Source organism: Allobranchiibius sp. GilTou38 (genome assembly GCF_017565325.1).
In the GTDB taxonomy this organism is placed as follows: domain Bacteria; phylum Actinomycetota; class Actinomycetes; order Actinomycetales; family Dermatophilaceae; genus Allobranchiibius; species Allobranchiibius huperziae.
Window position 1 is genome coordinate 96,367 of record NZ_JAGEKN010000007.1, and the last position, 20,511, is coordinate 116,877.

A 20,511-nucleotide genomic window follows, 5' to 3' on the forward strand; every position below is an offset into this window, starting at 1 on the left:
GACGCGCATGGCCTCTACCGACCTGTTGCGCTCCCCGATCGTCCAGAACGCTGCCGCGGCCACCGCCGCCGGGGCAGGTGTCTTCCTGCGGCCCGCACGGCTGCCGAAGTGGGGCCGCCGGGGGTTGCGGCTCGCCAACACGGCCGGCACCGCCGGCTCGGTCTTCCTGGCGTCGCGCGGCAACTCCGACGACGGCGGCGACCTCGGCACCAAACCCACGCGCACCCGCGCGGCCACGGCCGCGTCCGCCGGGTCCGCCATCGCGGCCGCGGCGGGTGGCCTGACCCTCATCAGCTCCGGCTTCGGCCTCAAGATGGACGCGCGAGCCGAGAAGTTCCTGGTCGGCAAGGGCATCAAGCACCCGCGCATCTGGATGGCGGTCGGCACCGTCGTCATCGTCTTCGCTGCCAAGCAGGCGCAGGACTACGGCACCAAGAAGGCCGAAGCCGCGGCGCGCAAGCAGCTGGAGAAGCAGCAGAAGTCCTGACCGTGCCCGAGCAGGTCCGCAGCACGCCGGACATCGCGGCCGTACGCGCCGCCGCCGGGCGGCTGGAGGGCGTCGCGCATCGCACGCCGGTGATCACCTCCTCCCGGCTGGACTCCGACCTCGGCCTGCGCCTCTTCCTCAAGGCCGAGCACCTGCAGCGCACCGGATCGTTCAAGTTCCGCGGCGCGTACAACGCCCTGAGCACCCGGGTCGGACCGGCCGGTGTGGTGGCCTTCTCCTCGGGTAATCACGCGCAGGCCGTGGCGCTGGCGGCACGGGTCCTCGGCGTACCGGCCACCATCGTCATGCCGTCCGACGCGCCCGCCATCAAGCTGGCCGCGACGCGGGGGTATGGCGCCGACATCGTTCTCTACGAGCGGCATACGCAGGACCGGGCAGCCATCGCGGCCGAGATCTCCGAGCGCACGGGTGCCATGCTGCTGCCGCCGTTCGACCATCCCGACGTGATCGCCGGACAGGGCACCGCAGCGCTGGAGCTGCTGGATCAGGTCGGGCCGCTGGACGTCGTGATCACCCCGCTCGGTGGCGGCGGGCTGCTGGCGGGCACCTGTCTCGCCGTCCGGGCGACCTGCCCCGATGCCGTCATCTACGGCGCTGAGCCGGCCGCCGGCGACGACGGCAAGCAGTCCCTGGACGCCGGCCGGATCGTGCGGATCGACGTGCCCCACACGCTCGCCGACGGCGCGCAGACGACCGCCCTGGGCGAGCTGACCTTCCCCGTCATCCGCCGAGAGGTGCGCGACATCGTGCGGGTCGACGACGGCGAGCTCATCGACGCGATGCGCTCGCTCGCCGCCACCTGCAAGGCCGTGGTGGAGCCGACCGGCGTCCTGGCGTACGCCGCCGCCCGGAGCCTGCGCTCCGAACTCGCCGGCCTGCGGGTCGGGGTGATCCTGTCCGGCGGGAACGTCGACCTGGCCCGGTACGCGGCCCTCATCGCGGACTGATCGACGGTCGCCGCGGACGGCGTCGGACCCGACGGTGTGCGCCCGCGCCGGCGGTTTGCGTTGGTGGCCAGTGCTGCAGCCCTGGCCGACGACGCACACCGCGCACCTGCGCCAACCGGCCATCCTGCCGATCAGTCGATGTGGTGCCAGAAGAGCACGTAGACCGCCGCCAGCATGACCACCGAACCGGCGATGGCGTACGGCCGCCCGGCGCGCGCGATACGGTCCGCCACCCGCGCGGGCGCGCCGAGGTCGACCATCCGTTGCTGCGGGGTACGCCGCAGCCGGGCCGCGGTGCGCACGGGCGCCAGCATCGCGGCGTACGGCACGTAGAGCGCCAGGACGAGCACCGCTGCCGGGATCCGCACGTAGAACGCTGCCCAGAGTTGCTCGCTCAGGACGCCCAGGGCGAGCACGCCGCAGGCCAGGATCAACGCGGCCGATTCCGCGCCGACGGTGACGGTGCGGGCGCGGGTGATGTCACCCCTGGCACGCCGCACCAGCCAGGCCAGGTGCCGCTCCTGGAAGCGGCGACGGGCCAACCACACCCACAGCAGCACGGCGGCGAGACACCCGACCACCAGCGCTGCCTTCACGACCGACGACCCTACGTGGCCGCTACGCCCGCGGACGAGAGCGGCGCCGTCGGAGCGCAGCGGTATCGAAGGGCAAGCGGAGGAAGCGAAACTTCGTGGGGTGACGTGTCGGGGTCCTCGCGAAGTATTCGCTGGAGGAGCGCAGCGGAGGAAGCGAAACTTCGTGGGGTGACGTGTCGGGGTCCTCGCGAAGTATTCGCTGGAGGAGCGCAGCGGAGGAAGCGAAACTTCGTGGGGTGACGTGTCGGGGTCCTCGCGAAGTATTCGTTGGAGGAGCGCAGCGGAGGAAGCGAAACTTCGTGGGGTGACTAAGGCATGGTGGGGGCATGGCTGCCAGTGACGACGCCGCGATCGAGCCGGTCGACGCCCTGCGTCGGATCGCCTTCCTGCTGGAGCGGTCCCGGGCCGGCACCTACCGCGTGCAGGCGTTCCGCAAGGCGGCGGACACCGTGCTCGCGACATCGCGCGCGGACCTGGACCGGCACGCGGCGGAAGGGTCGTTGCAGAGCCTGCCGGGCATCGGCAAGGCCACCGAGGCGGTGGTGCGCGAGGCGCTGGCCGGTGAGCAGCCGGCGTACCTCACATCGCTGGAGGAGAAGACGTCCGGACCGCTCGTCGAGGGTGGTGAGGAGTACGCCGCACAGTTGCGAGGCGACTGTCACTGTCATTCCGATTGGAGCGACGGCGGTTCTCCGATCCCTGAGATGGTCGCGACCGCAATGGAACTCGGGCGGGAGTACCTCGTCCTCACCGACCACTCCCCTCGCCTCCGCGTCGCCAACGGCCTGTCCGCCGAGCGGCTCACCCAGCAGCTGAAGGTCGTCGACACGATCGACCGGCACGTCGAGGACTTCCGACTGCTGCGTGGCATCGAGGTCGACATCCTGGACGACGGCTCGCTCGACCAGAGCGAGGACATGCTCGGACGGCTCCAGGTGCGAGTGGCGTCCGTGCACTCCAAGCTGGCCATGAGCAAGGACGCGATGACCCGGCGGATGATCGGCGCGGTCCGCAACCCCCGGACCAACATCCTGGGCCACTGCACCGGACGCCTGGTGGAGGGCGACCGCGGGAAGCGCAAGCAGTCCACCTTCGACGCCAAGGCGGTCTTCGAGGCGTGCGCCGAGCACGACGTGGCGGTCGAGATCAACTCCCGGCCGGAGCGCCGCGACCCGCCGGACGAGCTCATCGCCCTCGCCATGGAGGCCGGCTGCCTCTTCTCGATCGACAGTGACGCGCACGCGCCGGGTCAGCTGGATTTCCTGGTCTACGGGGCCGAACGGGCCCAGCGCCTGGGGGTGCCGCTGGAGCGCATCGTGACCACCTGGGAGGCCGATCGGCTGCTCGACTGGGCCTCCGGGTGACCTTGGTTTGGCGCGCACCGGAGCACCCCCTATAGTTGCGGTCGTCCTCAACGGGTCCGAAGCTGCGGCACGCGGTGGTGATCCTGAGAAGGCGGGTCCCCATCGTCTAGCGGCCTAGGACACCGCCCTTTCACGGCGGCAGCACGGGTTCGAATCCCGTTGGGGATACGCAGTAACGCAGGTCTTGCTTTGTCAAGGCCCCGTAGCGCAGTTGGTTAGCGCGCCGCCCTGTCACGGCGGAGGTCGCGGGTTCGAGTCCCGTCGGGGTCGCTTTGTTTTGTACCGGGCCAGATAGCTCAGTTGGTAGAGCGAGCGACTGAAAATCGCTAGGTCGGCGGTTCGACCCCGTCTCTGGCCACCCGAACGCGAAGGCCGTCCCGCATCGCCGGGCGGCCTTCGTGGTTCCCACGCGCCGGACCCCTGGGTCAACGACCTGCAGGATGACCGAAGATGGCCCGTGTGACCCATCGCCGCGCCCGTCCTCTCGCGCTCCTCGTCCTGCTGCTGCTACCGCTCCTGTGGGGTTCGTACGCCGCCCCCGCCTTCGCGCACGACCGCCTGGTGAGTACGACGCCCGCGTCCGGTGTCAGCGTCACCTCGCCGACGTCGGTGCAGCTGAGGTTTGCCGAGAAGGTCGTCTCGACCGGCACCCGCATCGAGGTGAAGGACCCCCGCGACAAGGTCGTCTCCAGCGACCTGCGAGTCACCGGCGACGTCGTGTCGGTGCGGTTGGCGCAGCCGACGACCGCGGGCACCTACCGGGTCGTCTGGCGGATCACCTCCGACGACGGGCACCCCGTCAGCGGCGGGTTCTCCTTCCGAGCGGCGCCTGCCGCGGGAGCGACGGCCACGGCCACCTCCAGCACCACCACGTCCTCCGCCGGCGCGTCCTCCAGCAGCAGTCCGGTGCCCACCCAGCAGGTGCCCACCAACGCGACCAACAACGCACCGTGGTTGATCATCGGCGCGGTCGTGATCGCCGTTCTGGCCATCGCCGGCGGCGTCGTCGTCTCACGCCGCCGGCTCAAGGACGACGAGCCGTCCAACGGCGCCACCTGAGCACCGTCCGGAATACCAGGGCCGGCGTCGCGGTTCGCGGGAGGTGGACGCGGGTCGCGACACGTCGGGCGACCAGCCTGAGGTACCGTTGAGGCCACGACAAATTACCAGGAATCGACATGAGGGGGTCTCGCCATGGGGCGTGGCCGGGCCAAAGCCAAGCAGACCAAGGTTGCCCGGGAGCTGAAGTACTACTCTCCCGACACCGACCTCAGCGCTCTGCAGCGCGAGTTGCGTTCGCACGAGACGAACGGCGTGCAGCCGACCCGTGCGGAGGAGCGCGACGACTCCGACGATGACGGCCAGGGCGACTATTCGCAATGGTCCTCCGGCAGTCGCTGACGCGAGTCAGACCCGTACCGTCGGGCCTGTGAACGTAGCCTGAGCGCCACACCCGCCGGTGTGGCGCTCAGCTGTGCCGGCTGGGCCGGCCCAGGTACGTTGGTCGGTCAGGAACGGTGTCGGCCGATGAGCTGTGCGCCGCCGCCCGTGGTGCCCTTGGCACCCGTGACCACCTGCGCTGCGCGGCTGTCGACCTGCTCTGCCGCCTCGATGCGTCCGAGCGACCATGCATCCAGGCCGAGCGCATCGAGTACGCCGATCGCCTGCTCGGCTTGCTCGGCCGGGAGCACGACCACGAAGCCGACCCCCATGTTGAGGGTGCGCTCGAGGTCCTCCTGCGGCACGCGGCCCAGCTGACCGACCACCTGGAAGACCGGCGGCGGTGACCAGGTCGACCGGTCCAGGACGGCAACGGCACCGGTGGGCAGCACCCGCGCGACGTTCGCAACGAGCCCGCCACCGGTGATGTGGGAGAGCGCGTGGACGTCGACGCCGTCGGTGCGGATCAGCTTCAGCAGGTCGGCGGCGTAGACACGGGTCGGTGTCAGCACCTCCTCGCCGAGGGTGCGGCCGAACTCCGCCACCTCGCGATCCCAGGCCCATCCGGCGGAGGCGACCACGCGTCGTACCAGGGACAGCCCGTTGGAGTGCAGGCCGGAGGAGGCGACGGCCAGGACCGCGTCGCCCACGCGCACCCGGTCCGGGGTGAGCAGGTCGGCGTACTCCACGACACCGGTGGCGGCGCCCGCGACGTCGTACTCGTCGGGCTCGAGCAGGCCCGGGTGCTCCGCGGTCTCGCCACCGACGAGCGCCACCCCGGCCTGCGCGCAGGCGGCGGCGATGCCGGAGACGACCGCGGCGATCCGCTCCGGGACGACCCTGCCCGTCGCGATGTAATCGGTCATGAAGAGCGGCTCCGCGCCGCAGACGACGATGTCGTCGACGACCATCCCCACCAGGTCGAACCCGATGGTGTCGTGCTTGTCCATGGCCTGCGCGACGGCGACCTTGGTGCCGACGCCGTCCGTGGAGGTGGCGAGGACAGGCCGGGTCATCCCGGCCAGCGCGGACGCGTCGAACAGGCCGGCGAATCCGCCGAGACCTCCGATGACCTCTGGGCGCTGCGCGCGCCGCACGGACGCCTTCATCAGCTCGACTGCCTTGTCGCCGGCTTCGACGTCGACTCCGGCGCCGGCGTAGGTGATGGGGGCGTCGGTCATGGTGTCCTCGGATGGTTTCGTCGGATTACGGGGAGTCTGTCGGTTCCCGAGCGCAGCGGAGAACTTCGTGGGGTCTCGGTCGGGGTCCCCCGCAAAGTATCGGAGCGGAGCGGAGAACTTCGTCGGGTCTCGGTCGGGGTCCCCCGCAAAGTATCGGAGCGGAGCGGAGAACTTTGTGGGGTGTCTTACGGGTGCAGCAGGGCGCCGCTGCCGCCGCCCGCGACTCCCACATTCACCCCGTCGGCGTCCCGCCGGCCGTCGACCTCGCCCCGGTCCGCCGGGGTGTGCTCGATCGAGGCGTCGTGGCCGGTCCGCAGCTCGATCGGCAGCGTCTCCAGCAGGTGTTTGCCGATCCGGCCGTCCTCCGGCAGTGCGATCGGGTAGTCACCGGTGAAGCAAGCGCTGCACAGCTCGCTCGCGGGCTGGTCGGTCGAGGCGATCATGCCGTCCTCGGAGATGTAGCCCAAGGAGTCGGCGCCGATCGAGGCTCGGATGGCCTCCGTGTCCAGGCCGTTGGCGACCAGCTCGGCCCGGGTGGCGAAGTCGATGCCGTAGAAGCACGGCCACTTCACCGGCGGGCTGGAGATGCGCACGTGGATCTCGGTCGCGCCGGCCTCGCGCAGCATCCGGATCTGGGCGCGCTGGGTGTTGCCGCGCACGATGGAGTCGTCGATGACGACGATCCGACGCCCGCGGATGGCATGTTCGAGGGGGTTGAGCTTCAGCCGGATGCCGAGCTGGCGCAGGGTCTGGCTGGGCTGGATGAAGGTGCGGCCGACGTACGCGTTCTTCACGAACCCCTGACCGAACGGGATGCCGGCCTCCTGCGCGTACCCGGTGGCGGCGGGCACGCCCGACTCGGGCACCCCGATGACCAGGTCCGCCTCGACGGGGTGCTCGCGGGCCAGCTGACGGCCCATCTCAACGCGCGCCTCGTGGACGACGCGGCCGCGGATGACGGCGTCGGGGCGGGCCAGGTAGACGTACTCGAAGACGCAGCCCTTGGGCTTGGCCTCGGCGAACTTATGCGACCGCAGACCGTTCTCGTCGATCGCGATCAGCTCGCCGGGCTCGATCTCGCGGACAACGCTCGCGCCGATCGTCTGCAGCGCCGCGGTCTCCGAGGCCACCACCCAGCCGCGCTCGAGCCGGCCCAGCGCGAGGGGTCGGACCCCCTGCGGGTCGCGGGCGGCGTACAGGGTCTGCTCGTTCATGAAGACGAAGCAGAACGCGCCGCGCAGCTTGGGCAGCACATCCAGGGCGACATCTTCCAGCGAGCGCTCGGGGTGCTCGGACAGCAGCGCCGTCACCAGTGCGGTGTCGGAGGTGTTGCCGCGGCCGATCTCGCCGCCGATCTTGCGACCGGCGTGCTGCTCGTCGACCAGGTCGCGCAGCTCGGCGGTGTTGATCAGGTTGCCGTTGTGCGCGAGGGCGACGGTGCGTTCCTCGCTGCCGCCGAGCGTGGGCTGGGCGTTCTCCCAGGTGCTGCCGCCGGTCGTCGAGTAGCGGTTGTGCCCGATCGCGAGGTGGCCGCGCAGGGAGGAGAGGCTCGACTCGTCGAAGACCTGCGAGACCAGGCCCATGTCCTTGTAGATCAGGATGCTCTCGCCGTCGCTGGTCGCGATCCCGGCGGACTCCTGGCCGCGGTGCTGCAGCGCGTAGAGGCCGAAGTAAGTCAGCTTGGCGACGTCCTCGCCGGGTGCCCACACCCCGAACACCCCGCAGGCGTCCTGGGGATTCTCCCCCGGCATCAGATCGTGCGAGAGCCTGCCGTCACCGCGCGTCACGTCGACAAGTGTCCCACGGCTCGGCGGGTGCGCTCAGCGCAGGGACCGGTGGTCCATCAGGACCGCCAGTAGACCGCCGATGACCGCGCCGATGACCGCGCCGGTCACGGCGAGGAGACCGACCGCCGTACCGTGCGAATAATTGCCGGTGCTGGCGCGTACGCCGATCAGCGAGCCGATGGCGATGCCGATGACAGCGCCGGTCAGCAGGAACGCGACGATGTTGGGGGCGCGGCGCACCGGACGTAGCGGGGGCGGACGGTGGTCGGACACCCCTCAACCGTAGGTGACGTTTGGCTAGGGTGACGACGTCCCCCACCACACCCGTAGAAGTGAGTTCGCATGATCTGGGCCGTCCTCGTCCTGGCGATCATCGCCGTTGCCGAAGGTCTGTACATCGCGCTGCGCGATCCCAAGCGCGGCGGTTCGATCGGCATCCACGGTGTCTCCGGCGACCGGAAGGCCAGTCCGGAGGTGGCGGAGGCGCCCGCGGCCGAGCCGCAGTCGATCGAGTCCGGTGGGTCGCAGTCGCGTACGCCGGCCGAGAAGCCCCTTGAGAAGCAGCCGGCCGCGGAGCAGCAGGCCGCGAGCATGCAGGACGAGGAGGTCGCGAAGGCTCAGCCGGAGTTGGCGCGCACCCCCGACGAGAAGGACGAGTCGGCTGCGGCCGGTGGCGACGATTGGGACGCCGCACCTGCGGCCGTGGGCGACAGCGCACAGCCGGCGGCCGAGAAGACTCCTGAGAAGGCCGCCGAGCCCGCGAAGTCCGAGCCGGCGGAGTCCGAGCCCGAGGAGAAGCCGGCGCCCCCTGCGCCCGCAGTCGGCGGAGGCGACGACTGGGACGCCCCGCCGCCCGCCCTGGACGACAGCGCCCCCGCCGGGAAGTCGGCGGAGAAGGCCCCCGAGCCGGCGATGTCCGAGCCCGAGGAGAAGCCGGCGCCCCCTGCGCCCGCAGCCGGCGGAGGCGACGACTGGGACGCCGCGCCGCCCGCCCTGGACGACAGCGCACCCACCACCGAGAAGCCGGCCGAGGAGCCCGCTGAGGCCGCAAAGGTCGAGGAGAAGCCCGCCGAGGCCGCCAAGCCCGCGGTCGAGGAGGAACCGGCCCCCGCTGCCGCGGCCGCGCCCCCCGCTGCTGGAGGCGACGACTGGGCCACCCCGCCCCCGCCGCTGAACGACAGCGACCCCGCCGCTGAGAGGCCGGCCGAGGAACCCGCTGAGGCCACGAAGGTCGAGGACAAGCCCGCCGAGGCCGCCGAGCCCGCGGCCGAAGAGGAACCGGCCCCCGCGGCCGCGGCCGCGCCCTCCGCTGCTGGAGGCGACGATTGGGCCACCCCGCCCCCGCCGCTGGACGACAGCGCCCCTGCCGCTGAGAAGCCGGCCGAGGAGCGCGAGAAACAGACTGAGGAGCCGGCCGAGGAACAGCGCGAGGACACCGACGACGACCAGGCCGAGGAGCGCACCGAGCGCGCTCACGAGGCCCCCGCCACGGAGCAGGTCTCGGCGTCGACGACCGCGGACGCCGGGGCCGAACCCGCCCCGGCCGGCACCCCGGCAGCCGATGCTCCTGCCGCGGGCGGTGGCGACGACTGGGCCACCCCGCCCCCGCCGCTGGACGACACCGCTCCCCACGCCGCCGAGCCGGCCGCGGAGGCAGCACGGCCCGAGCCCGCACGGGACGAGGACCGCGAGCTGGCTGCTGACGAGCAGCGCGAGGACACCGACGACGACCAGCCGGAGGAGCGCACCGAGCGGGCCCACGAGGCCCCCGCCACAGAGCAGGTGTCGGAGTCCACGACAGCCGACGCCGGGGCCGAACCCGCCCCGGCCGGCACCCCGGCAGCCGATGCTCCTGCCGCGGGCGGTGGCGACGACTGGGCCACCCCGCCCCCGCCGCTGGACGACGCGCCGTCGACGAGCCAGGCCCCGCAGGAGGCCCCGGCCGCCAGCAGCCCGGTCTCGGATCGCGCCGCCGAGCACGTCTCCGACGGCTCCGACGAGGCATCCGCCGGCGATGAGGAGGACAGCCCCCTCGGCCCGGGATCCGCGGCTCCGGCCGAGGACGGCTCGGGGCCCGAAGGCTGGGTGAAGGGCGACGACAACGACATGTCCTTCCACACACCCGAGTCGCCCGGTTTCGACGACGCCGAGGCCAGCGTGTGGTTCAAGGACGAGGCGGCCGCCCGGCGCGGCGGTTTCCGGCATTGGGACCCCAGCAAGCGCTAGGTCTCACCATTCGGACATGCCGGGCGGGTCACCTGTGACCCGCCCGGCATGTCCGTTTTTCAGGGGCGAGTGAGGTAGCGGTCGGCGACCGCTTCCAGGACGTCGCGTGAGCCGGCATACGGCCCATCGGGGCGCGGCCAGTGCGTGATCACATCGGTGAAGCCGAGCTCCTCCGCACGTCCCACCATGTCGGCGAAGTGCTCGACGCTGGAGAGGGCGTACGCGCCGCCGCCGTCCAGGTTCAGGTGCCGTTCGAAGTCGTCCTCACGTTCGCGGGCCGCGAGCGCGCGAGTCATCCGCTCCGACACGTCGGCCAGGCCCGCCCACCACGTCGGCTCGTCGGCCGGCTTGCCGTACGTCACCCAGCCGTTGCCGCGCTCGGCGGCGATCGAGATCGAGCGCGGTCCGTTCGCCGCGAGGATGAACGGCGGTCGCGGGCTCTGCACCGCGCCGGGCAGCGTCCGAGCGTCGTTCGCGCGGAAGTACGCGCCGTCGTACGACACATGGTCCTCGCGCAGCACGGTGTCCAGGCGGGTGACGAACTCCTCGTAACGGTCGACGCGCTCCCGCGTGCTCAGCGTCGGCTGCCCGATGACCTGCGAGTCCCGGTCACCCCCGACCCCGATGCCGACGATCAGACGACCGGCGGAGATGTCGTCGACGGCCAGGATGTCGCGCATGAACGTGACCGGGTCGCGGAAGTTGGGCGAGCTCACGAACGTGCCGAGCCGGGCCCGCGAAGTGACCATGGCCGCCGCTGTGAGGGTCGGCATCGTCCCGAACCACGGCGAGTCCGGCAGCCCTCCCCACGTGAGGTGGTCGTAGGTCCAGAGGTGGTCGAAGCCCAGCTCCTCGGCGGCCCGCCAGAGGGATGCGGCGTCCGACCAGCGGTGCTCGGGCAGGATCGTGATTCCGAAGCGCATGGCCGCAGCCTACGAGCGACGTACGAGGGGCAGGTAGGCCGACAGGTCCGCTCGACCACCCGACGCGCTCAGCCGACCGCTGGACTCCGCTTCCGACCAGGTCAGGTCGCCGACAGCCAATGCGAGCCACGAGTCAGCCTGCAGCTCAACGACGTTCGGGGGCGTGCCGCGCCGGTGCGTCGTGCCCTGGATGACCTGCACGGCACCGTACGGCGGCACGCGCACCTCGACGCTGCGGCCCGGGGCCTGCAGGGACAACTCTTCCAGCGTGTAGCGCACGGCGGTCGCGAGCGTCGCACGGTCCAGGGACCTCGGATCGGCCATCCAGGCGCGCAGCGCGGCTTTGCCTGTGGCCGGATCGATACGTCGGCGCGGCATCCGTCCATCCCACCACGAGCCACCGCCGCGGGTGTCCGCGGTTTCGTGCGGACGGGTGCGCGATAGAGCGGACAGTCGGGGTTCGCGAGGGTTCCAGCAGACTGTGCGGATGGCCGACATCGAGTTCGTCACCGACGAGCGCGGTGGGGTGACCGTGATGCGCGACGGGCACCCGCAGTCCCATGTGCAACCCGACGATCCGCGGCTTCTGGTCTTCGAGTACGTCCAGCACTTCGCTCTGGTCCTCGATCTGCTGCCGCCCGGCCCGCTACGGGTGACGCACGTCGGGGGCGCCGGCCTCACCCTGGCTCGCTACCTGCAGGCCATCCGCCCCGGGTCGCCGCAGATCGTGCTCGAACCCGACGTCGAGCTGACCGAGTCGGTGCGACGCGAGATCCCGCTCCCCCGCCAGCACCGCATCCGGGTGCGCCCGGCCGACGGTGCCGCGGGCGTCCGGGCCCTGCGGGACGCGAGTGCCGACGTGATCGTGCTCGACGCGTACGCCGACGGCAGGGTGCCCGCCGAACTCACGGGGAGCGCGTTCCTCGCCGAGTGCGCACGGGTGCTCGCGCCGGGCGGGCTGCTCCTGGCGAACCTCGCCGACGAGCCGGGCATGCGGTACATCCGCCGGGTGGTCGCGACCCTGCCCGCCTCGCTGCCCGAGGTGGCGCTCCTCGCGACCAACGAGGTGCTGAAGGGGCGCCGGTTCGGCAACGTCGTGCTGCTCGCATCGGCGGCACCGATCGACGTACGCGGGCTGCGACGAGCCGCAGCCCGCGCCGACTTCCCGACCGGCCTACGCGCCGCTGCAGAGGTCGCGGCACTGGTGCGTGGCGTCCCGCCGTTCGGCGAGACCGGTGAGCGCTCCCCCGCGCCCCCGGAGCTGGGCGGCTGGCGGGTGCGCTGAGCGGCGCGTCCGTCGACGGTCGGGGATGCGCCAGAGCGATCTGGGCGCAGCCCCGACCCGTCGGTTACGCGTCCGCCAGCGGGTAGATCGCGGGCTGGCCGGCCATGAGCGGCCCGGCGACCGAGAACGCCTTGGCGATGTGCTCGGACTTCATGTGCTGATCCAGGTCGTCACGCGAACGCCACTTCTCGATCGTGATGAACGTGGTCGGTGCGTCGGCAGCGACTCGCAGTTCGTAGCTGACACAGCCCTCTTCGGTGCGGGTCGCGGTCACCAGCTCCTCCAGCGCAGCCTTCACCTCCGCCTCGTTCCCCGGCTTGGCTTCGATCACGGCAACGACATCCAGATCGGACACGGTGACACCTTCCAACTCGTGCGGGATCGACGTCGACCCCGTCTCCGCGCAGTCTGACAGGCTGCCCGCGCGGGCGTCCGGAGATGGTGACGCCTCGGGTGGTCATGCGGCAGGCTGCAGGGATGAGCGACGACGCACTGCGGACCCTGATCGCGGACTCCCGGATGGCAAGCCTGGCGACGATCAAACGCGACGGGCGGCCGCAGCTGTCCAACGTGGTCTATCTCTACGACCGCTCGCGCGACATGTGCACCGTGTCGGTCACCGCCGACCGCGCGAAGACCCACAACCTGCAACGTGATCCGCGTGCCAGCCTCCTCGTCAACGCCAAGGGCGGCTGGCAGTACGCCGTGGCGGAGGCTGACGCCGAGCTGATGCCCGTGAGCGCCGACCCGCAGGACCCCAGCGTGGAGGAACTGGTCGACCTCTATCGCGCGCTACAAGGCGAGCACGACGACTGGGACGACTACCGGGCGGCCATGGTCCGCGACCGGCGCCTGCCGCTGCACCTCCACATCACGCACCTCTACGGCTCCGCCTGACCCTGCCCCACCCGCCGAGTGAGGGCCCCGTCGATCAGCCGAAGACAGCCGGCAGGGTGTCGGTGTGAGCCCGACGCAGTTCTTCGAGAGTCATCGAGTCGACGCCCTCGATCTGCAGACCGTCGAGCTCGGCCGCCGTGACGCCGATCGCCGACATCTCCACGCCGTGCTCGACGCACAACGACGCGAGTGCGTCCGCGTGCTCCGGCGCGACAGCGACCACCGCGCGTGCGGCCGACTCGGAGAAGAGGTCGGTGAAGACGCTGTCGGACAACGAGATCCGCGCACCGATCCCGTGTCGCAGCACACCCTCCATCAGCGCGACCGCGAGGCCGCCCTGCGAGAGGTCGTGCGCTGCTGCGAGGACGCCGTCCCGTGCTCCCTGCACGAGGACGTCCGCCAGCGCACGTTCGGCGGCGAGATCGACTCGCGGCGGTGTGCCGCCGAGGTGGTCGTGCACGACCCCGGCCCACTCCGAACCGTCGAACTCCTCGCGGGTCGCGCCGAGCTGGAAGAGGTAGAGACCGCCCGTCGACCAGCCGGACGGCGTACGCCGCGCGACGTCCTCGAGCACGCCCAGCACCGACAGGACAGGCGTCGGGTGGATCGCGGTGGCGCCGGTCTGGTTGTAGAACGACACGTTTCCACCGGTCACCGGTACGCCGAACGCCCTGCAGCCGTCGACGATCCCGTCGACCGCCTGGGAGAACTGCCACATCACGCCGGCATCCTCGGGCGAGCCGAAGTTGAGGCAGTCCGAGACCGCTACCGGCAGCGCGCCGGTGGTCGCGACGTTGCGGTAGGCCTCGGCCAGCGCGAGCTGTGCACCGGCGTACGGATCGAGCTGCGCGAAGCGGGCGTTGCAGTCGGTCGAGAGCGCGACGCCGAGCCCGGTCGACTCGTCGACGCGGACGACACCGGCGTCGTCGGGCATCGCCAGCGAGGTGTTGCCGCGCACGTAGCGGTCGTACTGGTCGGTGATCCACGACTTGTCGCAGATGTTCGGCGACGCCAGCACCTGCAGCAGTTGCTCGCGCAGCTGGGCCGGGGTGGACGGGCGTGCTAGACCGACGGCTGAATCAGCCTGCAGCGCATCGAGGTACGCCGGTCGCTGCATCGGTCGCTCGTAGACCGGTCCGTCGTGTGCGACCGAGCGCGGCGGTACGTCGACGATGGTCTCGCCGTGCCAGCTGATGATCAGGTTGGTGCCGTCGGTGACCTCGCCGAGGACCGTCGCCTCGACGTCCCAGCGGTCGGTGATCGCCAGGAACTCCGCGAGCTGATCCGGAGCGACAACCGCCATCATCCGCTCCTGCGACTCGGACATGAGGATCTCCTCAGGCCGCAGGGACGCGTCGCGCAGCGGCACGGTGTCGAGCTCGATCGTCATACCGCCGTCGCCCGCCGACGCTAGTTCACTGGTGGCACAAGACAATCCGGCGCCACCGAGGTCCTGGATGCCTTCGACGACACCGGCGCGGTAGAGGTCGAGGCAGCACTCGATGAGCACCTTCTCCGCGAACGGGTCGCCCACCTGCACCGACGGTCGCTTCGTGGGTCCGGCCGAATCGAAGGTCTCCGACGCGAGCACGGAGACCCCGCCGATCCCGTCCCCGCCGGTCTTGGCGCCGAAGAGCACGACCTTGTTGCCGACACCGGTGGCCTTCGCCAGGTGCAGGTCCTCGTGCCGCAGCGCGCCGACGCACAGCGCGTTGACCAGCGGATTGCCCTGGTAGCACTCGTCGAAGACGACCTCGCCGCCGATGTTGGGCAGGCCGAGGCAGTTGCCGTAGCCGCCGATCCCGGCGACCACGCCCGGGAGCACCCGCAGGGTGTCGGGGTGGTCGATCGCGCCGAACCGCAGCGGGTCCATCACCGCGATCGGGCGGGCCCCCATCGCCATGATGTCCCGCACGATGCCGCCGACGCCGGTCGCGGCGCCCTGGTGCGGCTCGATGTACGACGGGTGGTTGTGCGACTCGATCTTGAAGGTGACCGCCCAGCCCTGGCCGATGTCGACCACGCCGGCGTTCTCGCCGATGCCGGCGAGCTGCTTGCCGATCGGCGTCTCGGCCGGCAGGTCGCCGAAGCGGCGCAGGTGCACCTTGGAGGACTTGTAGGAGCAGTGCTCGCTCCACATCACCGAGTACATGGCCAGCTCGGCGCTGGTGGGGCGACGACCGAGGATCTCGCGGATCCGCGCGTACTCCTCTTCCTTCAGCCCCAGCTGGGCCCACGGCTGTACGACGTCCGGTGAGTCCGCTGCCCGGCCGACCGTGTCCACGCCCTCGGTGGACGGCGCCTGGATGATGTTGTCCGTCATAGCTTTTCGTAAGACCTCACGCGTCGACGAGCGAGTGCAGCACCGACGTGAAGAACGCCAGGCCGTCGGTGCTGGGCCCGAATCCGGACTCCACACAGTGTTCGGGGTGCGGCATGAGCCCGACGACGTTGCCGCGCTCGTTGGTGATGCCGGCGATGTCCCGGTAGGACCCGTTGGGGTTGGCGCCGAGGTAGCGGAACGCCACCCGGCCCTCACCCTCGAGGGCGTCGAGGGTGGCCTCGTCCGCGACGTAGCCGCCCTCGCCGTTCTTCAGGGCGATCAGGATCTCCTGGCCGCTCTCGAAGTCGCCGGTCCAAGCGGTGGAGTCGTTCTCGACCCGCAGCCGCTGGTCGGTGCAGATGAACTTGCGGTGGTCGTTGCGGATCAGCGCGCCGGGCAGCAGGTGGGACTCGCACAGCACCTGGAAGCCGTTGCAGATGCCGAGCACCGGCAAACCGCCCTGCGCGGCAGGCACCAGCTTGTCCATGACGGGCGCGAACCGGGCGATGGCACCGGCGCGCAGGTAGTCGCCGTACGAGAAGCCACCCGGCAGCACGACGGCGTCGACCTCGTGCAGATCGGCGTCCGCGTGCCAGAGCGACACGGCCTCGCCGCCCGCCAGGCGGATCGCTCGCTGCGCGTCGTGGTCGTCCAGGGATCCCGGGAACGTGACGACGCCGATCTTCACGCGTCCGACTCCAGCGCGTGCACGCTCACGACGTCCTCGATGACCGGGTTCGACAGGAGCGTGTCGGCCGCCTCGCGGGCCTGGGCGAGGACCGTGTCCGTGACCGGGCCGTCGACCGCGAGCACGAAGCGCTTGCCCTGGCGTACGTCGGTGAAGTCACCGAAGCCGAGCCGGGGCAGGGCACCGGCCACCGCCTGGCCCTGCGGGTCGAGGATCTCGGGTTTGAGCATGACGTCGATGACGACGTGTCCCATTGCTGTTTCTCCCACGGGGGCCGGTGACGCAGACCTGATCGAACCCGGTAGATGCTACCGGCGGCTCAGGGGCGGAACGTGCGGCCGGTCAGCTGCTCGTACGCCTCGACGTAGCGATCGCGGGTCTGCCCGACGACGTCCTGCGGCAGCTCGGGCGGCTCCTCACCCGAGGCGCGGTCCCATCCCGAAGCCGGTGAGGTGAGCCAGTCGCGCACGTACTGCTTGTCGTACGACGCCTGCGGGTGGCCCGGCTCCCAGGACACCGCCGGCCAGAACCGGGACGAATCGGGCGTCAGTACCTCGTCGGCCAGCACGATCTCGCCGTCGGCGCGCACCCCGAACTCCACCTTGGTGTCGGCGATGAGGATCCCCCGCGGTGCGGCGATCTCGTTGCTGCGGTCCAGGATGCGCACGGTCAGGTCGCGCACGCGCGCCGCGAGATCGGTGCCGACCTTCGCTGTCACCTCGTCGTAGGTCATCGGCAGGTCGTGCTCGCCGAACGGAGCCTTGGTGGTGGGGGTGAAGACGGGCTTCGGCAGCCGGTCGCCGTCGACCAGCCCTGCCGGCAGCTCGACACCGCTGACCGCGCCGTCCCGCTCGTACTCCGACAGGCCACCACCGGTCAGGTAGGCGCGGGCGATGCACTCGACCGGCACCATGTCGAGGCGTTCGACGAGGACGGCCCGCCCGGCGACCTGCTCGGGCACGTCGGTGGAGACGATCTGGTTCGGCACCAGGTCGGCCAGCTGCTCGAACCACCACAACGACAGCTGGGTGAGCACGGCGCCCTTGTCCGGGATCTGCGAGCGCAGCACGAAGTCGTAGGCCGAGATCCGGTCCGAGGCGACCAGCAGCAGCCGGTCCGTACGCGGCGCACCGTCGTCGTCCAGCGGCGCGTAGAGGTCGCGGACCTTGCCGGAGTAGACGTGCGCGAAACCCGGCAGCGTGAGCGTCATGGCGCGCATTCTGTCAGTGCGGGGGAACCGCCGAGGGTGGCCACCCGTTGGACGGGTAACAGGCAACCTGGCTCACGAGGGGACATACTCGTAGCTACGTGCACAACAATTGGAGGAATGATGGGCATTGGCGACAAAATCTCGAATCTCGTGCAGCAGGGCAAGGGCAAGGCCCAGGAAGCGGCCGGCAACGCCACCGACAACCCCGACCAGGTAGCCGAGGGCAAGGCCAACCAGTCCGGCGGCGAAATGAAGCAGGCCGGCGAGAACATCAAGGACGGCGACCTCAAGGGCGCCGCGTCGGACGCCAAGGACGCTTTCGACCACTGATCTCATAGCAGAGCCCCCGGCCGTCAGGTCGGGGGCTTTCGCATGCCCGCCCGCGTGATGGGGCGAGCTCGAGGATCCGGGTTCAGGGCACGTTGACCTCGCCGCGCTCCGCGGCCAGCGCGATGTCGGTGCGGTGCTGGCTGCCGCGCATGCGGATGCCGTCCACGCACGCGTACGCCGCGGCACGCGCCCCGGCGAGGGTGTCGCCCAGCGCCACTACGGACAGCACCCGACCGCCCGACGACACCAGTGACCCGCCACGTCGCGCGGTCCCCGCGTGCAGCACCGAGACCCCGTCGGAGACGTCGATGCCGGTGATCTCGTCACCGGTGACCGGGCTCGCCGGGTAGTTCTCCGCGGCGATCACGACCGTGACCGCGCTCTGCTCCCGCCACACCAGTGGGTGCTGGTCGGCGAGAGCCCCGGTGGCAGCCGCGTACAGCAGCGCGCCGAGCGGTGTGCGCAGCCGCGCGAGGACGACCTGGGTCTCCGGATCGCCGAAGCGGGCGTTGAACTCGATCACCCGCGGGCCGGCCGAGGTGAGCGCCAGACCGACGTAGAGCACGCCGACGAACGGGGTGCCGCGTCGGCGCATCTCATCGACGGTGGGCTGGGCGACCCGGCGTACGACGTCGTCCACCAAGCCGTCGGGCGTCCAGTCCAGCGGCGAATAGGCCCCCATTCCACCGGTGTTGGGGCCTTCGTCACCATCGAGCGCTCTTTTGAAGTCCTGCGCGGGTGCGAGCGCGCGGACGGTCTCGCCGTCGGTGAGGCAGAAGAGGGACACCTCCGGACCATCGAGGAACTCCTCGACGACGACCTCGCTGCCGGCGGCCAGGCAGGCCCGGCCGTGCTCCAGCGCCGCGGTCAGGTCGTCGGTCACCACGACGCCCTTTCCTGCCGCCAGGCCATCGTCCTTCACGACGTACGGCGTGCCGGTGGCGTCGAGCGCGTCGCGCACCTGCTCCTCGGTGCGGCACACATGGCACCGGCCGGTGGGTACGTCGGCAGCGGCCATCACGTCCTTGGCGAACGCCTTGCTTCCCTCCAGCCGGGCAGCCTCGCCGGACGGGCCGAAGACGGCGAAACCGGCCTCGCGCAGGACGTCGGCCACCCCGGCGACGAGCGGCACCTCGGGTCCGATGACGACCAGATCCACGGCGGCTTCCTCGGCGATGGCCCGGATCGCGTCGGCGTCGCGCGCATCGGGCAGCTCACGGCACTCGGCCAGCTCGGCGATCCCCGGATTGCCAGGTGCGGCCACCACGCGCGTCACGTCCGGATCGATCACCAGCCCCTGCACGAGCGCGTGTTCGCGGGCACCGGCACCGACCACAAGGACCTTCACGAGCACAGAGCCTAGGGCGACCCGGGCGAACGAGGGCCACCGCGGCCAGCCGCGGGCGCGCGCCGTCCATAGAGCCGCAGGCAGAGGTGGGGAAGGTGGTGGGACCCTCCCGAAAGTCAGGGGGGAGGTCTTTCGGGAGGTTCCCACCGCGAGGTGCGGTGGTCTGCCGAGGGGGGTCGGCGACGCTTCCGCAGGCTCGCACAGCCCGAGGGCTGCAGGCACAACTATGCGGTCCCGGCTCTAGCGTTTCAAGTCGGGCGTTGTCGGATAGCGTCATTGGCGAAGACCCGCCAATCGTCGGACCCGGGACGGCCCCGTGCCCGCCTGGTGGGCTTCGGCAACGGGAGGAGTGGCTGTCGTGGCACCTGAGGAAGAGAGCGACCGGAGTGACTTCCGGACCGGCGCGCCCACGAGAGACGGCGGTCCCGACGATCCCCTGGGCGACGCGGACCTGACCGACATCTACCTGGCGGCGCTGGCGCATCCCCTGCTGCGGCGGGAGGATCTGCTGGCCGGCGGTTTCAACGAAGCGGACATCAACGACACGCTCCCCCTGCTCGAGGCGCGCGGGATGATCCAACGCCTGGACCGGTCCAGTTGGCGGGTGCTTCCCCCGGACGTCGTGCTGCCCGCGTTCGCCGCGCGACTGGAGGACCGGGCCCGTTCGGTGCGGTCGTCGGCGGCGGCGATGACGCGTGTCTTCCAGCAGCACCAGGAGCGGCCGCAGGACCGCGACCCGTTCGAAGGCGTGCAGATCGTGACGTCGTTCGCCGGGATCAACCAGGCACTGACCCGGCTCATCGGCACCGCGCGTCGCGACGTGATGATGGTCTACGCCGACTCCCCGATCGCCCGGATGCTGCTCGACCAGCCCATGGCGGCCCATCAGCGCGACCTGGTCAACAGTTCCGGTGCGCCCGTGCACGTGCAGGCCAACTACTCCGACACCCTGCTGGACCACCCCAACTTCCCCGAGATGCTCCGGGTGCGGGCCGCCAAGGGTGACGAGCAACGCGTCACCCCGGGCATGCGCCTGACCACCCTGGTCAACGACGTGGGGTTCGCCATGGTGGATCTGGAGGACGACCAGGGTCAGCCGCACGGGCTGGTCGTGACCGACAGCGCCTTCTCGACCGCGATCGCCGAGGTCTGCCGTTGGGGGTGGCAGATCGGGGTGCCCTGGCGGATGGGCGCCGACGGCACGAACACCATGGGTGCCGCCGACCAGGAGCGGGCCATCCTGCAGATGATGGCCGCGGGCGCTTCCGACGCCGCCATCGCCCGGCACCTGAAGCTGTCTCAACGCACCGTGGAGCGCAGGGTGCGTGCGCTGATGGACCGTCTCAACGCGACGACGCGCTTCCAGGCGGGGGTGCTCGCCGTACGCCGGGACCTGCTCTGAGCATCCGCCCACCCAGCGGCGACGATCCGCTCACGCACGGTGACTACAGTTATCGG

General features: G+C 71.0%; 22 protein-coding genes and 3 tRNA genes. 13 read left to right on the plus strand and 12 right to left on the minus strand.

Annotated elements, in window-relative coordinates; translation table 11 throughout:
* The first annotated feature begins 7 nt into the window (after window positions 1–7).
* Both JOB34_RS09670 and JOB34_RS09675 read left to right on the plus strand, forming a co-directional pair.
* Window positions 8–487 (plus strand): hypothetical protein, encoded by a 480-nt coding sequence (locus tag JOB34_RS09670; RefSeq protein WP_208052531.1) that lies wholly within the window; start codon window positions 8–10, stop codon window positions 485–487.
* Between the two features lie 2 nt (window positions 488–489).
* Window positions 490–1,455 (plus strand): threo-3-hydroxy-L-aspartate ammonia-lyase, encoded by a 966-nt coding sequence (locus tag JOB34_RS09675; protein WP_208052532.1) that lies wholly within the window; start codon window positions 490–492, stop codon window positions 1,453–1,455.
* Window positions 1,456–1,586: 131 nt separating this feature from the next.
* On the opposite strand, the gene JOB34_RS09680 is transcribed toward JOB34_RS09675, so the two are convergent.
* Window positions 1,587–2,051 carry a hypothetical protein gene (locus tag JOB34_RS09680; RefSeq protein ID WP_208052533.1) on the minus strand — a complete coding sequence of 155 codons (465 nt, stop codon included), beginning with the start codon at window positions 2,049–2,051 and terminating at the stop codon, window positions 1,587–1,589.
* Between the two features lie 326 nt (window positions 2,052–2,377).
* Between JOB34_RS09680 and JOB34_RS09685 the strand changes: the two genes are divergently transcribed.
* The 6 genes from JOB34_RS09685 to JOB34_RS09710 all read left to right on the plus strand — a co-directional run bounded on the left by JOB34_RS09685 (window position 2,378) and on the right by JOB34_RS09710 (window position 4,816).
* The gene (locus JOB34_RS09685; protein ID WP_208052534.1) at window positions 2,378–3,415 is read left to right on the plus strand and encodes a PHP domain-containing protein; all 1,038 of its coding nucleotides are present in this window, start codon (window positions 2,378–2,380) and stop codon (window positions 3,413–3,415) included.
* A 95-nt stretch (window positions 3,416–3,510) separates the two neighbouring features.
* A tRNA-Glu gene (locus JOB34_RS09690) sits at window positions 3,511–3,583 on the plus strand.
* A 28-nt stretch (window positions 3,584–3,611) separates the two neighbouring features.
* Window positions 3,612–3,685, plus strand: a tRNA-Asp gene (locus JOB34_RS09695).
* A 15-nt stretch (window positions 3,686–3,700) separates the two neighbouring features.
* A tRNA-Phe gene (locus JOB34_RS09700) sits at window positions 3,701–3,773 on the plus strand.
* A gap of 101 nt (window positions 3,774–3,874) precedes the next feature.
* On the plus strand, window positions 3,875–4,474 hold the full coding sequence (locus tag JOB34_RS09705) for a copper resistance protein CopC (protein ID WP_208052535.1): 600 nt from the start codon (window positions 3,875–3,877) through the stop codon (window positions 4,472–4,474).
* Window positions 4,475–4,609: 135 nt separating this feature from the next.
* The gene (locus JOB34_RS09710; protein ID WP_179483024.1) at window positions 4,610–4,816 is read left to right on the plus strand and encodes a DUF3073 domain-containing protein; all 207 of its coding nucleotides are present in this window, start codon (window positions 4,610–4,612) and stop codon (window positions 4,814–4,816) included.
* 107 nt (window positions 4,817–4,923) lie between these two features.
* Here JOB34_RS09710 and purM read toward each other — a convergent pair whose 3' ends face one another.
* The 3 genes from purM to JOB34_RS09725 form a co-directional block, all read right to left on the minus strand.
* The gene (purM, locus tag JOB34_RS09715) at window positions 4,924–6,036 is read right to left on the minus strand and encodes a phosphoribosylformylglycinamidine cyclo-ligase (RefSeq protein WP_208052536.1); all 1,113 of its coding nucleotides are present in this window, start codon (window positions 6,034–6,036) and stop codon (window positions 4,924–4,926) included.
* A gap of 185 nt (window positions 6,037–6,221) precedes the next feature.
* A complete protein-coding gene (gene purF, locus JOB34_RS09720) occupies window positions 6,222–7,823 on the minus strand; it encodes an amidophosphoribosyltransferase (protein WP_208052537.1) in 1,602 nt (533 codons plus the stop codon).
* A 33-nt stretch (window positions 7,824–7,856) separates the two neighbouring features.
* Complete coding sequence (locus JOB34_RS09725; protein WP_179483030.1) at window positions 7,857–8,096, minus strand: hypothetical protein; 240 nt, start codon at window positions 8,094–8,096, stop codon at window positions 7,857–7,859.
* Between the two features lie 69 nt (window positions 8,097–8,165).
* Here JOB34_RS09725 and JOB34_RS09730 point away from each other — a divergent pair, with 69 nt between their 5' ends.
* Window positions 8,166–10,049 (plus strand): hypothetical protein, encoded by a 1,884-nt coding sequence (locus tag JOB34_RS09730; protein WP_208052538.1) that lies wholly within the window; start codon window positions 8,166–8,168, stop codon window positions 10,047–10,049.
* 59 nt (window positions 10,050–10,108) lie between these two features.
* On the opposite strand, the gene JOB34_RS09735 is transcribed toward JOB34_RS09730, so the two are convergent.
* Window positions 10,109–10,972 carry an LLM class flavin-dependent oxidoreductase gene (locus tag JOB34_RS09735; RefSeq protein WP_208052539.1) on the minus strand — a complete coding sequence of 288 codons (864 nt, stop codon included), beginning with the start codon at window positions 10,970–10,972 and terminating at the stop codon, window positions 10,109–10,111.
* Between the two features lie 9 nt (window positions 10,973–10,981).
* Window positions 10,982–11,350 (minus strand): sterol carrier family protein, encoded by a 369-nt coding sequence (locus JOB34_RS09740; RefSeq protein ID WP_208052540.1) that lies wholly within the window; start codon window positions 11,348–11,350, stop codon window positions 10,982–10,984.
* Between the two features lie 109 nt (window positions 11,351–11,459).
* Between JOB34_RS09740 and JOB34_RS09745 the strand changes: the two genes are divergently transcribed.
* Window positions 11,460–12,257, plus strand: coding sequence for a fused MFS/spermidine synthase (locus JOB34_RS09745; RefSeq protein ID WP_208052541.1), 798 nt, complete (start codon window positions 11,460–11,462; stop codon window positions 12,255–12,257).
* 64 nt (window positions 12,258–12,321) lie between these two features.
* Here JOB34_RS09745 and JOB34_RS09750 read toward each other — a convergent pair whose 3' ends face one another.
* The gene (locus JOB34_RS09750) at window positions 12,322–12,612 is read right to left on the minus strand and encodes a putative quinol monooxygenase (RefSeq protein WP_179483039.1); all 291 of its coding nucleotides are present in this window, start codon (window positions 12,610–12,612) and stop codon (window positions 12,322–12,324) included.
* A gap of 122 nt (window positions 12,613–12,734) precedes the next feature.
* Here JOB34_RS09750 and JOB34_RS09755 point away from each other — a divergent pair, with 122 nt between their 5' ends.
* Entirely contained in the window at window positions 12,735–13,154 is a 420-nt protein-coding gene (locus JOB34_RS09755) for a PPOX class F420-dependent oxidoreductase (RefSeq protein ID WP_208052542.1), read from the plus strand.
* Window positions 13,155–13,188: 34 nt separating this feature from the next.
* Here JOB34_RS09755 and purL read toward each other — a convergent pair whose 3' ends face one another.
* The 4 genes from purL to JOB34_RS09775 form a co-directional block, all read right to left on the minus strand.
* Window positions 13,189–15,477: a phosphoribosylformylglycinamidine synthase subunit PurL gene (gene purL, locus JOB34_RS09760; protein WP_208052543.1), complete on the minus strand. Its 2,289-nt coding sequence runs from the start codon at window positions 15,475–15,477 to the stop codon at window positions 13,189–13,191.
* 16 nt (window positions 15,478–15,493) lie between these two features.
* A complete protein-coding gene (gene purQ / locus JOB34_RS09765; RefSeq protein WP_208052544.1) occupies window positions 15,494–16,165 on the minus strand; it encodes a phosphoribosylformylglycinamidine synthase subunit PurQ in 672 nt (223 codons plus the stop codon).
* Window positions 16,162–16,419 carry a phosphoribosylformylglycinamidine synthase subunit PurS gene (gene purS, locus JOB34_RS09770; RefSeq protein WP_179483050.1) on the minus strand — a complete coding sequence of 86 codons (258 nt, stop codon included), beginning with the start codon at window positions 16,417–16,419 and terminating at the stop codon, window positions 16,162–16,164. The genes purQ and purS overlap by 4 nt, the downstream gene beginning before the upstream one ends.
* A gap of 65 nt (window positions 16,420–16,484) precedes the next feature.
* Window positions 16,485–17,384, minus strand: a complete 900-nt coding sequence (locus JOB34_RS09775; RefSeq protein WP_243757909.1) for a phosphoribosylaminoimidazolesuccinocarboxamide synthase — start codon at window positions 17,382–17,384, stop codon at window positions 16,485–16,487.
* A gap of 108 nt (window positions 17,385–17,492) precedes the next feature.
* Between JOB34_RS09775 and JOB34_RS09780 the strand changes: the two genes are divergently transcribed.
* Entirely contained in the window at window positions 17,493–17,705 is a 213-nt protein-coding gene (locus tag JOB34_RS09780; protein WP_347813814.1) for a CsbD family protein, read from the plus strand.
* An 82-nt stretch (window positions 17,706–17,787) separates the two neighbouring features.
* Here the strand turns inward: JOB34_RS09780 and purD are convergent, their stop codons facing one another.
* The gene (gene purD, locus JOB34_RS09785; RefSeq protein ID WP_208052546.1) at window positions 17,788–19,053 is read right to left on the minus strand and encodes a phosphoribosylamine--glycine ligase; all 1,266 of its coding nucleotides are present in this window, start codon (window positions 19,051–19,053) and stop codon (window positions 17,788–17,790) included.
* 358 nt (window positions 19,054–19,411) lie between these two features.
* Here purD and JOB34_RS18110 point away from each other — a divergent pair, with 358 nt between their 5' ends.
* Window positions 19,412–20,455, plus strand: a complete 1,044-nt coding sequence (locus tag JOB34_RS18110) for a LuxR C-terminal-related transcriptional regulator (protein WP_208052547.1) — start codon at window positions 19,412–19,414, stop codon at window positions 20,453–20,455.
* Window positions 20,456–20,511: the final 56 nt, after the last annotated feature.

Coding starts and splice junctions, on each gene's coding strand:
- JOB34_RS09740 (WP_208052540.1), bottom strand. CDS start 11,350: ATGCCGCGCCGACGTATCGATCCGGCCACAGGCAAAGCCGCGCTGCGC.
- purM (WP_208052536.1), bottom strand. CDS start 6,036: ATGACCGACGCCCCCATCACCTACGCCGGCGCCGGAGTCGACGTCGAA.
- JOB34_RS09780 (WP_347813814.1), top strand. CDS start 17,493: ATGATGGGCATTGGCGACAAAATCTCGAATCTCGTGCAGCAGGGCAAG.
- JOB34_RS09775 (WP_243757909.1), bottom strand. CDS start 17,384: ATGCGCGCCATGACGCTCACGCTGCCGGGTTTCGCGCACGTCTACTCC.
- JOB34_RS09730 (WP_208052538.1), top strand. CDS start 8,166: ATGATCTGGGCCGTCCTCGTCCTGGCGATCATCGCCGTTGCCGAAGGT.
- JOB34_RS09710 (WP_179483024.1), top strand. CDS start 4,610: ATGGGGCGTGGCCGGGCCAAAGCCAAGCAGACCAAGGTTGCCCGGGAG.
- purS (WP_179483050.1), bottom strand. CDS start 16,419: ATGGGACACGTCGTCATCGACGTCATGCTCAAACCCGAGATCCTCGAC.
- JOB34_RS09745 (WP_208052541.1), top strand. CDS start 11,460: ATGGCCGACATCGAGTTCGTCACCGACGAGCGCGGTGGGGTGACCGTG.
- JOB34_RS09755 (WP_208052542.1), top strand. CDS start 12,735: ATGAGCGACGACGCACTGCGGACCCTGATCGCGGACTCCCGGATGGCA.
- JOB34_RS09685 (WP_208052534.1), top strand. CDS start 2,378: ATGGCTGCCAGTGACGACGCCGCGATCGAGCCGGTCGACGCCCTGCGT.
- JOB34_RS09735 (WP_208052539.1), bottom strand. CDS start 10,972: ATGCGCTTCGGAATCACGATCCTGCCCGAGCACCGCTGGTCGGACGCC.
- purL (WP_208052543.1), bottom strand. CDS start 15,477: ATGACGGACAACATCATCCAGGCGCCGTCCACCGAGGGCGTGGACACG.
- JOB34_RS09670 (WP_208052531.1), top strand. CDS start 8: ATGGCCTCTACCGACCTGTTGCGCTCCCCGATCGTCCAGAACGCTGCC.